We start from the raw sequence: 15,656 nt of genomic DNA, 5'->3' as shown, positions 1-15,656 counted from the left end.
GCAGAGCATTTTCCATTTATGCCATTTATGCCCGGTATCAGCCCGTCAAGCTGAGCCTGAAACCATCAAGACTCACATGCCATGGAAAGCCGCTGACAGTGCCCGTATGTGCACAAAGACATGACCGCAATGCTACAGGCCCAGCATGGCGAATGCTCAGCATGGCGGCTACCCTGCATGGCGAATGCTCAGCATGGCTGCTACCCTGCATGGCGAATGCACGGCACTGCTGCATACCCAGCCTGGATAAGGCTCAGCATGGCGGCTGCCCCGCATGGCGAATCTACTGCATTACCGCATAATGAATGCATGACTGAATACCAGTATTCCAGGGAGCTGCTCAACGCAGTACAGAGTACTGGAAACCAGATGAGGTGCAGGCCGGACCAGGAATCTGAACCTCTCCCGTGTACGGCAGCATGGTCACAAGCATATAAGGATTTCACTGCAGCATACTCAGCCATGCAGTTCAATAAGAATTTACGTCAAGCCGGCCCGTGAGAACAGAAAATCAGGCCCGGTGCTGCCGCACCCGAACAATAACAGACCAGAGGCTGCACTCTTGAGGCGACAATCCAGCCATCAGGAGACCTCCAGCAAGGAAGCACCACTCGATCGCTGCTAACGAACCAGACCGTCCCGGACAATTCCCGTTTTACCCAATGTCATTCCATCAACTGTCATGCCCGTCACTGCCAGTGGCCTTGAGCATCGATATGGCATGCCATGCAATGAGCTCAGACAAGTCCCCCGATTTCAGGGCACAGGCCCCAGACAGCATGGCATCAGCACTGACTGCATGACAAATGGCACATGGCACAGCTCCTTTGGTCGCTCGTCCCGTTCACTGTGTCCTGAGGTGAAGATCCGGAGCCGGATTGGACCTGCTGATTTTGGGCCCTGTGTGACCTGATGCGCTGTGTTCTGATTTTTTAAGTTTAATATTTCTCTATTTGATGAGCCGACCGGGCAGCCTGAGCTGCACCGGACGACAGTCGGCCGCATATGAAGCTGATGCCCTTTTGATGGGGCCAGGCAGTTGCGGAGCTGGCTTATATCCCATGACACGGCCTCTGACTGGATGTCAGCATGTGCCCGTGTTACGGATATGCAGATTTTTCAGCCGTCCCTGAGGCTGCCCCCTGTCTGGTCATGATGACCACAAGGCAGGGCACAAAGCGCTCCGGGGCCGGGCCAACCTAGAACTTGGTATGTTGCATGTTTACTCTTAAACCTAAACCAGGTGCAGCTTCGCTTCTGCGTACACGTACCCGTAAGGCCAAGAAACTGATTCTGTCTTACGGCACCATACTTTTCATGATCTTCTCAGTATTTCTGATTGCGTCCTTATATCTGATGCGTCAGAACATTCTGTCCAATTCCAATACTGTAGGTTATGAAGTTGCGCAGCGTCTGGATGCCTCCTTACAGGTAGAGTTCCAGAAGCAGAAGCAGTTTGTCGAGTTCATTGCCCACTATGCTGATATCTTCCTGCAGGATCATGCCGATGACCCTGATGGTGGCCGTGCTGCATTCGATCTGTGGATGAAGCAGACCGAGGCTGAGCTGCAGTCCAAGCAAAAAGACTTGCGCATTGATATCTACGCCTCCATTGACGGTCAGATAGTCTCCCCTACCTACTGGGACGGAGACGCTTTCCTCATTACCGAAGCCCGCCCATGGTACAAAGCTGCCATGAAGGCCGAGCCTGGCAAAGCCGCCATTCTCGACCCTTATACCGATATCTTTACCAACACCGTAATTACCACTGTTTCTGCCCGTATTGGCAATACCAACAACGTTTTTGCCATTGACCTCTATCTGGAGAGCGCCTCCCAGTCATCATCATTTGCTTATCTGGTATCTGAAAACTACTGTTTCTACCTTGTAGACAGCAAGGGTACGGTCATTCTCTACTACACTCCTTTCAACGCCAACTACTCCCAGATTCAGCGCTACGTGTCCTCATTCTTTGAGACCAGTGTAAAGAATCACGTACCGGGCACAGAGGAGCCTATTACCGATCTCATGGGTGACAAGCGCAATGTCTTTGCCACCTACAATCCGGAGACTGGCTGGTACACCATTGCCACAACGCTGTATTCGGACATACTGTTCAACTACCACATGATTTCCAATCTCTTCCTGCTGATGGTAGTGATCTTCATCATTATCGAAGTATGGATGGTATGGCGTGAGTATCATCTCTCATCTCAGATTGAGACCACCAATGAAGCTCTCAAGGTACTGGGCAATTCCTACCAGGTAATTCTGCGTGTCAACTTCAAGATGGGCACCTTTACCACGCTCAAGGCGCCTGATCACATGCGCCTGCGCCTTGCTACCCGCAACAGCTTTGATGATCTGCTGTCCGTATTCTCAGACATGGTAATTCCAGAGAGCTGGAACAATTTCTACAAGAATTTCTCCCTGAACCACCTGCGCAATCTGGCTTCGCTGTCCATTCGCGACTTCGGTCATGACTATCAGCTCAAGCTCAACAACGATAATCACTACAAGTGGTTCAATGCCCGTATTCTCTTTGATGAGTCTCTGGACCTTGATGAGTCCATCATCTGCTTCAAGCTCATCGACGAGGAAAAGATTACTGAAATCGAAGAGCACCAGCTGCTGGCTGACGCCCTTGAGCAGGCCAAGAAGAACGAAGAGTCCAAGAATGTCTTCTTTGCCAACATGTCCCATGACATGCGTACTCCGCTCAACGGCATCATAGGTCTGTGCCAGATTGGTATTAACCATCTCAAGCAGAGTGATGTCAACAGCCTGCCAGATGTCTTCAAGAAGATGACCACAGCCTCTCATCAGCTGCTGGCTCTGGTGGACGACATTCTGGAAGTTGCCCGACCTCAGATGGAAAGCAAGCTGACCCTTGAGCCTTTTGACATTGTTCACGCCGTGCAGGAAAACATCGATGTGTTCAAGGTCAACGCCCTGTCTCAGGGCAAGCAGGTCAACCTTACCTGTGACGTCAAGCACAAGGTGGTTATTGGCGATTCAGCCAAGCTCCGTCAGATCCTCAACAATCTGGTATCCAACTCCCTGAAGTACTCTCACAGGGGCTGTGTGGTCAATATCAGCATCCGCGAGATTCTGCACCTGCACAAGCCATCCTTCATGATTGAAGTTTCCGATACCGGTATTGGCATGGAAAAGAACTTCCTTGCCAAGCTCTTTGCCCCTTACGCCCGTGAGCTGCGCCTCAACTCCGTTCAGGGTACCGGCCTTGGCATGTCCATTGTGAAAAATGTGGTTACCATCATGGGTGGTGACATCAAGGTCAAATCAGCCGTTGATGTTGGTACTACCTTTACCATCAATATTCCATTCCGTCTTGCTGATGACGAAACCACAGCCCGCATCGAAAAGGATACTGAAAAGAGTGCCATGCGCAGTGACGAGCTTGAGGCCCGTGGCTCCCGCGTGGTTGAGGACAAGACTCAGGACAGCAAGCCAGCCGCTAAGAGTACTGACAGTATCGAAGACCCGCTGGTCAAGAACTTCATCGACAATTTCAGCCTGTCCAATCTCAATATCCTCATTGTTGAAGACAATCAGCTCAATATGGAGATTGCCTGCGACATTCTGGGCATGAAGGGCGTAAACCTGACCTCTGCCTGGGACGGTGTCCAGGCCGTGGAGACCTTCACCAGCAAGCCGGCCTTTACCTTTGACGCTATCCTTATGGATATGCGCATGCCTAATATGGATGGCTGTGAGGCTTCCTCACATATTCGTGCCAGCTCCAATAAGGACGCTGCAACTGTCCCTATTATTGCCTGTACCGCCAATGCTTTCACCGAAGACATTGCCGCCACTCAGAATGCCGGCATGAACGCCCACGTTTCCAAGCCGCTGGACTTCACCGTTCTGGAGCATGTCCTGGCCAAGGTTATCTCCAGCCGTCCTGACCTCAAGGAACTGTTACAGGTCCACGCAAGCCGCAAGGACGCCGCACCTGCGCCTGCTACCCCGGCTCCGGGCGCAGCTGCTGCACCTGCCGCAGCTCCAGCGGCTGCCCCGGCCCCGGACACAGCCAGCTCTGCTGCTGATACACTCAGCGCTGAGCAGCCAGCTGCTCTGCCAGAGCAGGCCAGTGCATCCCCAGATGTCCCTGAGTCTGCCGAAACAGCTCTGGCGGCTGCTAATGACGACTTGCCGGCAGCCGCACCGGCTGACTCAACTGATGCAGCACCTGCTGACCTGGCTGCAGCACCAGCTGACTCAACTGCAGCTGTACCGTCAGCCCCAGCTGCAACCGCATCGGCTGCTGAAACCGGTTCTGCCAGCTGGCTGACCAGTAAAGCCGCCAGCAATGTTGAGTTCAATGAAATTGTTATCACCAGCTCCGACATGGTTCATGAGGAACACAGTCAGCGCAGTGGCAAAAACGGCGAGCCTGCAAGCCGCTATGGCCGTCTTACCAGTGAGCAGTCCGTAATCAGCAATATGGAAAAGCCACCGGTAGTGCCAAAGACCGATATCAAAAAGGTTGAAGCTGAAATCCCTGAAGCATCCTCTGCTGATGACAGCGAAGGACTGACCCACGAGCAGCTGCGAGAGCAGGAAAAGCGTGAAGCTCAGGCCCTTCTTGCAGGCGAAGCATCAGGCAATGACAGCTCAGCCTCCTTACTGCCCGGAGGGCCTGAACACTCTCCCAGTCAATTCCGGCCGCCGGTAGCTCCAAAGCACCCGCTCAAGATGGTGACTGATGGCCGCAACGATCTTGAGTATGACTCAGACACAACTCTGGCTCTGGACAGCGGCAGCGTCAACAGCATTACTGCTGAAGAAGAGTCCCATGCCAGCTATGAGAAGGAGAAAAAAGTCCGACTCAGTCTGGGACCGGTGCTTAAATCCTTAAGCGCCAAGGCCAGCCGCTCCAGCCGGAGTGTCAAGATGCACACCAATATCGAAAATCGCAGCCTTGATTACTCTCACCTGGGTGAGAGCACTCACTACACCAGTATCAAGCGCCGCAGCGGCGACAGGATCGATATCCGCAGCCAGCTCAACCGCAGTGATGCCAAATCTCAAGGCAGCATCACCGACACTGATAACAAATAATCCCGGCCCGGCATCCCTGCCGGACCTTATATGCGCGCGGCCGCCACCTGCACCGCCTGCTGCACCTGCAGCAGCGTCTGAGTATGCAGCCGAGTGCGGTGCGTGCAGCCGCTGAGCAGCAGGTCCCGGGTGGACCTGCTGCCCTTCCGTACCTGGGAGTAATACTCCAGGCCTGAGCCAGGGCGCAGACGCTATGATAAGGTGACTGAGCTCTGGACATATTCAATATGCCATGTTGCAGAGGCAGTACGTCATGCCACTGATGCAGGTATGGCAGCGTGGTTTGTGGTCCCTGCGATATTATTTGGCGACCTGCAGTCGCGATATCCGGCCACCGGCCCTGCGGGCGTTATAATTACTGGACAAATTCATTTTTTCTTAGTCTGCTCACCGAGGGGTAAAAATGACTTTACAAGAGTTACGCAATGTCATCGACATTGATGTGGACGGTTCTCTGGCCCGTTTTGCCAATATGGAGGCCATGTATCTGAAGTACTTAAAGCGCTTCAATACTGAACCTACTCTGGACAGCCTTGATGCTGCCGTCGCTGCCGGCGACTTTGGCGCTCTTGAGACCACAGCCCACACCCTCAAGGGTATCTGTGGCAACCTGGGCCTCAATACCCTGTTCAACGGCTACAACGACATTGTCAAAGCCGTTCGTGAGCAGCGTAACGACGATGCCCTCAAGCTCGTAGAGGCCATCAAAGCCGAGGTCAGCAAGACCCGCGACGCCATCGCTCAGCTGGCCTGATAAACACAGCCTCCTGCTCTCTGTCGGCAAGTGTGCGGCCGCAAGGACGCAGCCTGCTGTGGCAGCGGCGGCCTTGCCGGCGGCCATGCCAGGCCCGGACGTCCCGGACGGCTGAGCTGACTTGCTCATCCATGGCTTAGCTGACCTGCCCAGGGGCACTTATCATACAGGTAGCCGCCTGGACCCTGGTGCTGTGAACTTTGGGAGCACAGACCGGCAAATTGTCATGGCAAGCCCATAGTTAATGGCACTGGCTGAAAAGGCATCTGTCCATTTTCATATTGATAAATGACGTCTTTTTTCTAAAATTTGCTACATATGTAGTCATATCTAGGAAAAAGACTTAAAATGTCAGTTACAAGGGATTTAGACGGGATAACTGTGCCCTGATGCAAGGCAAAGATCTGAATTGTCAGATCATCGCAAAGGGGACAGAGCTTTTGTGAGCTCTGAGCCAGAACATCACCGGTTTGCGGCCATGCTGACCGGACAGCTGTCATATTGTCAAAGCCGCGCTGTTCCGGCTGGCAACCATGCTGACCGGACAGCTGTCATATTGTCAAAGCCGCGCTGTTCCGGCTGGCAACCATGCTGACCGGACAGCTGTCATTTTGTCAAAGCAGCGCTGTTCCGGCTGGCAACATCAAAGGCCCTACGACCAGGACAAGTTTATTCACCGTTGCTGGGCGCAAGTAACATCGGCCCGGAATCAGCCGCAACCAGCCGCCCATCGGCGTATGCCGGTGCCAGCCGGTTACAGACCGGTAACGGGCAGCTGCGGCACTGGCAGCAAAATTGTGCTGCCTAAATACCTGCGGGCTGACGCCTGCAGGATAATGCGAACCTTTTCTTTTACCGGTACAGGCCATGGCCTGCTGCTTCTGCAGCCCAGCCTGAGGGCGGGTACCGGAACAAGGCGGACCTGCAGAGCTGATAACTCGGCCGCTCCCGGGACGGGGAGTATGCCAGGTCCATAAATGACTCATCTGGAGGGGTGATGGACATTCAAGATCAGAAAGACACCATTCTTATCGTGGATGACATCGAGATGAATCGCGAGATTCTCGACTGTATTTTCACTAAGGACTACCACACACCACAGTTTGGTAATGGTCTGGATGCTTTTAACTATACCAGGGACCATGCTGACGAGATTGTGGCCGTACTGCTTGATATCACCATGCCGGTGATGGATGGCTATGGCTATCTGGAGAAGATCCGCGAACACAATCTGCTCAATGGTGTGCCTATCTTCCTCATTACTGCAGAAGACCGTGATGAGCAGCTTGATGCTTTCCAGTATCAGATCTCTGACATTATTGAAAAGCCATTCAATCCTGCTTTCCTGCTCAAGCGTGTGACCTCTCAGATTGAGCTGTACAAGATTCACCGCTCTCTTGAGTACAAAAATCTGCTGCAGGAACGTGAGATTGCCCGTAAGAACAAGGAATTCTCCGAGGTTAACGTACGCGTTATCTCCACCCTGGCTCTGGCCATTGAATTCCGCTCCGGTGAGACCGGCAAGCACGTTCTTTCTATCCGCAACATAACTTTCCGTCTGTTAAGAAAACTGCGTGATCTGGGCTTTGAGGGCTGTGCTCAGCTGACTGATGAGGACATCAGCAATATTGCCTACGCCTCAATTCTCCATGACATAGGCAAGATCGCCATCCCTGATGCCATTCTCAACAAGCCAGGCAGACTTACCCCTGAGGAATTTGATGTCATCAAGACTCACACCGTTCGCGGTGCCGAGCTCATCAGCAAGATTGGCGTTGAGACCTCTGACATCCTCAAATATGCCTATGACATCTGTCTGCACCACCATGAGCGCTATGATGGCCGTGGCTATCCAGAAGGTCTCAAGGGTGACGAGCAGAGCGTATGCTCTCAGGTAGTAGGTCTTGCTGACGTGTACGACGCCCTTACTCAGGAGCGCTGCTACAAGAAGGCTTTCAGCCACGAAACAGCCATGGAGATGATTTGCTCCAATCAGTGCGGCATCTTCAATCCTGATCTCATCGACGTCTTCAAGCGCGTTATCGGTGACATCCTGCGCGATGACATCCACAAACAGGATCTGCCAGGCCTGGCAATTAATTCCTAAAACTTTTATAACAGCGTTAATCCCCATATCCGACCAGTTCAGCCGGAGTCGAGCTCAAGCTCAAGCTCAAGCTCAACCTTAACGCTGTTGCCTGATCCTGCAGCTGCCCGGCCCTGCTGGCGCCGCTGCAGCCCCCAGGCCCGTTCTGGAGCGACATTCTCCTCTGTCATGGCGGCGCCGTCCCTGCCAGCCATCAAGCTCCAGCCATCAGCCCGCTGCCCTCAAGGCAGCGGGCTTTGCTCTTTATGGCCCCCTGACATTCAACTGTCCGCCCATCCAGGGCAAGGACCTCATGCCCATGCCTGCAGCCCTGCAGGCCGCTCGGTCGTCCTGCGGGCATGGGCTGCTGACCTGGCGGCCCCGGCAAGCCGCATGGCAGGCATTGCGGCCATGCAGACCGTGCCTGGTGCCCCAATGTTGTGCCCTGGGCGGCAAGTACGTATAAGTCGTACTTTTACAGGGATAGCGCGCCCTGATATGGACCATGAGGCGCGCTGGGCATGCCCATGAAAGGATAAATGCGTAATCAGGGACATTTTTTCTTTAAGTACGGGTTCATGGTTGCTAAAATAGCGCTGTTTTTTATCGGGGACATCCTTTGATAAAGCTGACTGATTCAGTCATTTATGCAGTGGGAGGCGCTCCAGGCTGAGCCTTATTGGTTTTGTGGCTTTTGGTCCAGGCGGCCAAAGGGCATGGAACGTCCAACCATATTTTTTAGAAAACCACATTTTGGGGGAAACGACCAATGCGTTTCAAACAAATTGCTGCCTGCTGCAGCGGCCTTGCCTGTGCTGCCCTGGTGAGCGTCAGCTCCACCGCCTTCGCCGCCGAGAAGAAAGTTAATATCTGGAACTGGAGTGACTACATGGCAGAAAACACTGTCAGTGAGTTCACCAAAGACACAGGTATTGCAGCCAACTACGTAACTTTCGACTCCAATGAACTGGTAGAGGCACGCCTGCTTTCCGGCAACACCGGCTTTGATGCCATTATGATGACCTCTTACTATGTTCCACGTCTGGCTGCTGCCGGCGCTCTGGAGAAGATAGACAAGAGCAAAATCTCCAACTACAGTGACCTCGATAAAAAGCGCATGGAGCTGCTGGCTACTATCGATCCGGACAACGCCTACGCTATTCCATATACTGAGATTTCCCTTGGTATTGGCTACAACACCAAAAAGATCGAAGAGATCTTTGGCAAGGGCACCAAAATCGACAGCTGGGACTTCATTCTCAATGAGGAAAATGCCTCCAAACTTGAAAAGTGCGGTATTGCTGTTCTGGACTCCCCTGTTGAGGTAATCTCCAGCATCCAGCACTATCTCAAGAAAGATCCGGCCTCTGAAAAGCGCTCTGACTATGAAGACGCCCAGGAAGTGCTGACCCGCTTTGCCCGTCACGTAGCCTACTTCCACTCCAGCCGTTACATCAATGATCTGGCCTCTGGTGATATCTGCCTTGCTATCGGCTACTCAGGTGACATCCTCCAGGCCAATGACCGTGCCTTTGCCGCCAAGCGTGATTACAACATCAATTATGTCTTCCCTAAGGAGGGCTCACTGCTGTGGTTTGACTGCTGGATCATGCCTAAGAACTCTGCCAATGCCGCCAACGGCCTGCAGTGGATCGACTATCTGATGCGCCCTGAGGTAGCTTCACAGATCTCCAACGAGATTCGCTACATCCTGCCTCTGAACAAGGCCATTGCCAATATTGATCCAGATCTGTCAGCCAATCCAAGCATTAACCTGACTCCTGAGCTGCTTGAAGTAGCCTACTTCCCTAAGGCCCCTTCAGCCCGTCTGTCCAAGATTCACAACCAGATCTGGAACTCCATGAAGCTCAATTCCACCAAGGAAGAAGAGGGCTCAGGCTGGGAATAACAGCCAGCAGCTCAAGGAGCCACTGGCCCACGGCATCCAGCTTCCGGTAACCACCGCCGGGCACCTGCCCACGGCATCCAGCTTCCGGCACCTGCCTACGGCACCAGACTCTGGCAACCACCGCCGGGCACCTGCCTACGGCACCAGACTCTGGCAACCACCGCCGGCCAGTGGCCCCAACCAGCAAAGGCATGGCATGACCATGCACGCACAGCGCTCCGGCGCTGTGCTCCCAGGGCAGGAGCAACACTCCTGCCCTGGCTTTTTTTTACCCTGTCCATTCCTACGCAGCCACCTCGCGGCCCATCGCGGGCATGTGGCCATCTCCACATCACAGCACTCTCTGCACGCAGCCGCAGTCACCTCTGGCCATAGCGCCTGCTCATGCCCACTTCGGCTCAGGCCTCCCCCTGTACGACTCATCCAACCAACTGCCATTCCGCCTCAGTCATCCACCTGCAAGCCCTACAGCCGACAGCCATTCCGACTCAGTCAACTCTTCTCATAGCATTACATCAATTCATGTACGCAAACCAGGCAAAATTACAGTCGACTCTTAACTTAATTGTTAATTTTACCTTATTGCTAAAACAACAATATGTTATATAAACGCTGCAAACACACTTAGTATATACCTGAATTACTGATATTTATGAGGTTCTTGCCCACTGCCATGATATGAGCATCAGGACTGAAAATGTCCCTGCCTGCTTTAAATCCATAAATCGGCGCTGTCCAGTGCAGTCATCGGACGCAGGTCATCGACTGGCCAGTGGTCAGCATTCAGGGACTGCAGTTCAAAATGGAGTTTCAAGGTTCTTAAGGCTGGCTTTATGGCAGCTGAAAGCGGCTCTGAATTGTAGCTGCTCCAGATTGCCAGAGCACTCTCCAGGGGCCGTACAGCATGCAATGCGCAGGGGTGTGCAGTTCGCGAAGTTGTGCGGTGCTCGGGGGCGCGCAGTTTGCAAAGCCGTTCGGTGCTCGGGGGCGTGCAGTTTGCAAAGCCGTTTGGTGCTCTGGGCGTGCTGTGCCGACAGTGCTGTGCAGCTGGAGTGGATGGGGCCCGGGTGCGTCCTGTACGGATTGGAACCTGATGTGGATTTGGGCGGCGCAGGCAGCACCAGTAATTGTGGCCGGCAGGCCGCTGGGCGGCGCCGGTATTGGGAGAATTGTGTGGAGGAGGTCGGCGCGCAGGCGCGCCGTAGATGAGTTTAGCGGACGATCTTCATGGCCACCAGGTATTCCATGGCCTTGAGTTCAGCCTGCTCGTGCAGGTAGATAAGACGCAGATCGTTGAGCTTGTACTTCTGAGCCACACCACGAATGTTCTGGAAGTGCAGAGTATCGATACTGTCGCCCAGAATGATGAGATCCTGCAGCACGCGCAGGAAGCTGCAGCGTGGCTTGATGAGATCCTGGGTGATCTTGAAGACCTTGTCCGGACGATGCACGATCATTGGATCGAGGCCGTGGAAGATTACGAACTCGAAAATGAGATCGCGGCAAGGAGCAAAGTAAGGATACAGCTTGCACACTGACTCAATGAAAATGGCACGGGTAATCAGACGCTTGAAGTAATCCAGCTGCTGATCGCCATTTAAATTGGTAGCGCGGTTGTACAGATCGTACTGAATCTGGGCAATTACCAGAGCTATGAGGTTACGGGCACCGTGACCGCCAAAGTGCTTGACTATGTCTTCCATGGAACGGAAAGAGGAGAACACGGTATTATCAATAGCCTTGGCCAGCACGTTAAAGGTCTGCCACATCTTGAAAGAAGTGCGCAGCAGCATATTGATCTGCTGGATATTAGGCTTAGGAGCGCACATAAAGCTCATCAGCAGACACAGCTGACGCTGCTCAAGGAAGAGTTCCTTGGTGTTGGAGTTATATGGCGGCTTGATAAGGCATGGAGGCAGAGGATTGTACTTGCCCTTGCCGGTAACCAGATGAGCACCCAGAGAGAAGGCAACCTTCATTTCCTTCTGGCTCTGGATATTGGAGAACAGCATCTTCAGACGTGGCTGAATCTGCTTTAAGCTCTGTACTGCAATAATGTCCTTGGCTATGTTAGGAGAGTGCATGTCGAGCACAACATAGTCAAAGCGAGGAATCTGTTCGAGCCACTTTTCACGAATGATGGTTTCCAGATCGGTGGCGAAAGACATGCCAAAGGAACTCATCTCGCGCATCTGCTGTACCAGGGTCTGATTGACCGGCTGATTGGATGGCAGACGCACCAGCATGCGTGAATAGTTGATGTCGTGACGGAATTCGAGGAAAGTTGAGGAGAACTGAACGTTAATAGCTACGCCAGCCTTAGGGCCTACGTATTTGTCCAGCTGTGACTGCACGAGGTAACGGCGCAGGACTTCGGCTGTGTTATCAGGAGTAACTCGGGTTTTACGGTCCTGGGTAACAAAGCTGAGCTCATAGTAGAAAGCCTGACTTTGAGAGTTCCAATATGGCACTGTACTCATCATCATGGTTTTGACTGGCTCAGGTTTTTTCTCCTGCTCTCCAGCTTGACTTGTATCAGACACCGTATATCTCTCCTAGAATTGGGAAGTGGATACTGCTAAACCATCGCACTGCAGATAGTCACTGAAGTGGAGTTGCCCGGCATGGTGGAAAAGCTTTGAGGAAAATACCGCAAAAACATTCACTGGCCCGGCGCAGCGTTGGTATGCACAGACATCCCAACTCCAACCGTGCACACAGTCCGTCCTCTCATAAGATCAGAGTGACCGTGCATTAACTGATGTTAAGGCAGGCAGCACTGCAAGCTTCAGGCACAGCAGGTCCTGAAATAGCTCCGGCCCGACCGGAGACATATGCCACACAGAGTGCTGTCAGGGCACTTAACGTTAAGACGAGGCAAAGCCTCTGGAAACTTGTCATTACCGCAGGCTGCAAGGTCAGTCCTGTCAGTAAATCTAACTAAACGGCAGATATTTCACTATAACGTGCTGTATTTCCTCTCCATGGAATAGAGCACTACGCCGACCGGGGCAAAGCAGTTGACTGGCTGAAAATCCTGTCAGTACGCCCGCACCTGGGAATAGTTCAGCCCAAAGTATAGCAATTAGGCCCGACAATTACAAAGCTGCCTTTGATGAAAAATGCAAATTTGTCGGGACAGTTCGCCCTTTTGACGCGCGCTGGAGCAAAATTTCTGTCGCATTGGATCAAGACTGTGCTCTCGATCTTCTGTTCAGTAATATACGTACTCCACATTTACCTATGGAGCGTTACTGCACAGATCTCGACACCACAAATGTCTATCATTTCTGCAAAGCAACATTCAGGCCATTACATGGGAGGCAAAAGCCTGTGCTCCATGCTTCGCGCTGCCCTGGCCCTGCTTTTTATCCATGAGCGCACTCTCGGCTTAAGAGGCACCTGGCAGAAAGCCATGCTCCTGCCTGCAGCCGCCTGCAGTCCCAAAGCGCCTCGCACCACGCGCACCAACTGCCATAAAAAGGCTTAAATATGTCTCTTTGAGCTCGGCAGCCACAAGCACGAATAACGAACTGCCATGCACTGCAAAGCAGCCTGATTTTGCGCACCAGCCCTAAGATAAGCGCAAACAGCGCCCACCGCCATACAACCATGCCCGCTCACACTTGCAAGCCTCGCCCCTGATTGCCATATTTCAGCCGCCCTATGCCTCTGCAGGCAAAGCCCCAGCGCAGCTTCCACTCCGCGCCTCCATCCCGGACGCCACTGCAGGCAAAGCCAATGCAGGCAAAGCCCCTGCCCAGTGCCGGAAAGCGCTTCCGGTCCGGCTGCCAGGGACGCGCTGCCCTGGTCTTATTGCCAATGGACCAGCTGGCTCATGGACCCAGGAGTTTCACTTGCCTGTGGTCGCATGGTGCACAGGGCTGCCCCATAACGAATGATGCCCGCAGTGCAGCACTGCGGGCATCATTCTTATCCTGGTTCTCAGGATCAGCCTGAGAGACTTGCTGTCAGCAACAGTTGGCTACTTTGCCTCACTGTCCTTGCCATCAGCAGCTGGCTGAACAGCCGGAGCGTCGGAGGCAGCCGGGGCTTGAGCGGCAGCTGGAGCGGAGGCAGGTACAGCTGGTGGCAGGTTGTCGCCCTCGCCAATGATTTCGCGGGTGGCGTCAGCTGCGGTGGCAGCAGCGGCGGCAGCCTCCCTTGAGCCAGCCAGAGAGGCAGCGGCGGCGGCAGCCTCAAGGCTCTTCTGACGCAGGATAGCTTCGGCCTTCTTCATGGCGTTACGGGCCAGGGACTCCTGAGTCTTAAGAGAGTAAATGTCACGGCTGCCCTTGATGGCCTCATCGGCAAGACGCTCGGCCTCTATGGCCTGTTCACGGGACAGTTCACCCCAGTGACGCATGGAAATCTCGTAGTTACGTTCGAGAATAACCTTTGGATGCTTGGCTGAAATAATGGTGCGGTTGGACTTGTCATAGGTGAAGTATGACCAGGCCCAGTCCATTACTGTAGACATCTTGTTCTTTACGCCCAGGATAGACATCAGGTGCACAATCATCCACAGAACCCAGGCGGTAAAGCCGGTCATGTTCATGCCGAAGATATCGGCTACGGCCTTGTTGCGGCCGATTGTTGCCATAGAGCCCAGATCCTTGTAGGTAAAGGCCTCCAGAGGCTCATTGCGTGACAAGTGGGTAAAGTTGCGGGCCAGATTCTTGCCCTGCTGAAGAGCAGCCTGAGCCATCTGAGGGTGTCCCTTCGGACAGTCTTCTGTGGTCATGATGCAGCAGTCACCTACGGCATAGACACCGTCAAGTCCGGTAACCTGATTGAAGCTGTCAACGGTCAGACGGTTGCCAGGACCATAGAATTTGTCATCAATGCCCTGAATACGGCGTCCGGTAACACCACACACCCAGATAATGGTCTGAGACTTGAAAGAGCGGCCGTCGCGCAGAATAACCTCATGATCACGATAATCATGCACATAGGCCTTAAGCTGCACGTCAACACCCATCCTGGTCAGGTACTCCAGTGAGGTCTTGGAGGCCTTTTCTGACATGGCAGGCAGCAGACGGGCACCGCCCTGAACAAGGTGAATCTTGAACAGAGAGGTATCGAGATCCGGATAGTCACGTGGCAGCACGTGCTCACGCATTTCTGCCAGAGCACCGGCAATTTCCACACCGGTAGGACCGCCGCCTACTACCACAACATTGAGCAGCTCAGCGCGCTCTTCTTCTGTGGAGCAGGTATTGGCACGCTCAAAGGTATTGAGCAGAGCATTACGCAGACCCATGGCCTCGTTGATGGTCTTCATAGGCATGGACTCTTCCTGCAGACGGCTGTTACCAAAGTAATTGGTAGTAGTACCGGTAGCAAGGACAAGATAGTCGTAGTCGAGCTTGCCAATGGAGGTCTGAATTACCTTGTCCTCAGGATATACGGCACGCAGCTCACACATTCTGTAGAACACATTCTTGCTGCCGGCAAACATCTTGCGGAAAGGGAAGGCAATGGAGCTTACCTGCAGACCGGAAGTGGCAATCTGGTAAATGAGCGGTGGGAACTGATGGAAATTGTTCTTGTCGATAAGAACAATCTGATAATCAGTATTTTTGGCAAGAGCAGTACACAGCTTAAGACCGCCAAAACCGCCACCTACGATAACTACGCGTTTTTTGGGCGCATCAGGGATATTAAAGCTCATTAAACCAGACCTCACATTGTACCGGGCAGCCATGTTTGAGCATCGTCCGGCATTTTCTAACGTTCAGACCACATCCTGCCCCGGACCAGCACACAGGCGTGCGCTATCCGTAACTGCCGACAGGCAGTAATGACAGGACATGGAGGAA

At 53.3% G+C, this 15,656-nt stretch carries 7 protein-coding genes; 4 read left to right on the top strand and 3 right to left on the bottom strand.

Annotated elements, in window-relative coordinates:
• The first annotated feature begins 1,218 nt into the window (after nt 1–1,218).
• The 3 genes from MXE39_RS08020 to MXE39_RS08010 all read left to right on the top strand — a co-directional run bounded on the left by MXE39_RS08020 (nt 1,219) and on the right by MXE39_RS08010 (nt 7,946).
• On the top strand, nt 1,219–5,085 hold the full coding sequence (locus MXE39_RS08020; RefSeq protein ID WP_246977105.1) for a hybrid sensor histidine kinase/response regulator: 3,867 nt from the start codon (nt 1,219–1,221) through the stop codon (nt 5,083–5,085).
• Between the two features lie 403 nt (nt 5,086–5,488).
• The gene (locus MXE39_RS08015) at nt 5,489–5,839 is read left to right on the top strand and encodes an Hpt domain-containing protein (protein WP_246977106.1); all 351 of its coding nucleotides are present in this window, start codon (nt 5,489–5,491) and stop codon (nt 5,837–5,839) included.
• A 997-nt stretch (nt 5,840–6,836) separates the two neighbouring features.
• Complete coding sequence (locus tag MXE39_RS08010; protein WP_246977107.1) at nt 6,837–7,946, top strand: HD domain-containing phosphohydrolase; 1,110 nt, start codon at nt 6,837–6,839, stop codon at nt 7,944–7,946.
• A gap of 38 nt (nt 7,947–7,984) precedes the next feature.
• On the opposite strand, the gene MXE39_RS08005 is transcribed toward MXE39_RS08010, so the two are convergent.
• On the bottom strand, nt 7,985–8,140 hold the full coding sequence (locus MXE39_RS08005; protein ID WP_246977108.1) for a hypothetical protein: 156 nt from the start codon (nt 8,138–8,140) through the stop codon (nt 7,985–7,987).
• A gap of 554 nt (nt 8,141–8,694) precedes the next feature.
• On the opposite strand from MXE39_RS08005, the gene MXE39_RS08000 reads away from it, so the two are divergent.
• On the top strand, nt 8,695–9,834 hold the full coding sequence (locus tag MXE39_RS08000; RefSeq protein WP_246977109.1) for a polyamine ABC transporter substrate-binding protein: 1,140 nt from the start codon (nt 8,695–8,697) through the stop codon (nt 9,832–9,834).
• Between the two features lie 1,211 nt (nt 9,835–11,045).
• On the opposite strand, the gene MXE39_RS07995 is transcribed toward MXE39_RS08000, so the two are convergent.
• The gene (locus MXE39_RS07995) at nt 11,046–12,377 is read right to left on the bottom strand and encodes a hypothetical protein (RefSeq protein ID WP_246977110.1); all 1,332 of its coding nucleotides are present in this window, start codon (nt 12,375–12,377) and stop codon (nt 11,046–11,048) included.
• Nucleotides 12,378–13,819: 1,442 nt separating this feature from the next.
• Nucleotides 13,820–15,508, bottom strand: a complete 1,689-nt coding sequence (locus MXE39_RS07990; protein ID WP_246977111.1) for an NAD(P)/FAD-dependent oxidoreductase — start codon at nt 15,506–15,508, stop codon at nt 13,820–13,822.
• Nucleotides 15,509–15,656: the final 148 nt, after the last annotated feature.

Origin of the sequence: Anaerobiospirillum sp. NML120511 (genome assembly GCF_023050955.1) — a bacterium.
Lineage (GTDB): Bacteria > Pseudomonadota > Gammaproteobacteria > Enterobacterales > Succinivibrionaceae > Anaerobiospirillum.
Note: the sequence above shows the minus strand (reverse complement) of the source record. Positions and strands in the feature narration are given on the sequence as shown.

What these genes read in the sequence shown, in the direction of transcription:
- MXE39_RS08020 (WP_246977105.1), top strand. Translation starts at nt 1,219, where the DNA reads ATGTTTACTCTTAAACCTAAACCAGGTGCAGCTTCGCTTCTGCGTACA.
- MXE39_RS08005 (WP_246977108.1), bottom strand. Translation starts at nt 8,140, where the DNA reads ATGGCTGGCAGGGACGGCGCCGCCATGACAGAGGAGAATGTCGCTCCA.
- MXE39_RS08010 (WP_246977107.1), top strand. Translation starts at nt 6,837, where the DNA reads ATGGACATTCAAGATCAGAAAGACACCATTCTTATCGTGGATGACATC.
- MXE39_RS08015 (WP_246977106.1), top strand. Translation starts at nt 5,489, where the DNA reads ATGACTTTACAAGAGTTACGCAATGTCATCGACATTGATGTGGACGGT.
- MXE39_RS07990 (WP_246977111.1), bottom strand. Translation starts at nt 15,508, where the DNA reads ATGAGCTTTAATATCCCTGATGCGCCCAAAAAACGCGTAGTTATCGTA.
- MXE39_RS08000 (WP_246977109.1), top strand. Translation starts at nt 8,695, where the DNA reads ATGCGTTTCAAACAAATTGCTGCCTGCTGCAGCGGCCTTGCCTGTGCT.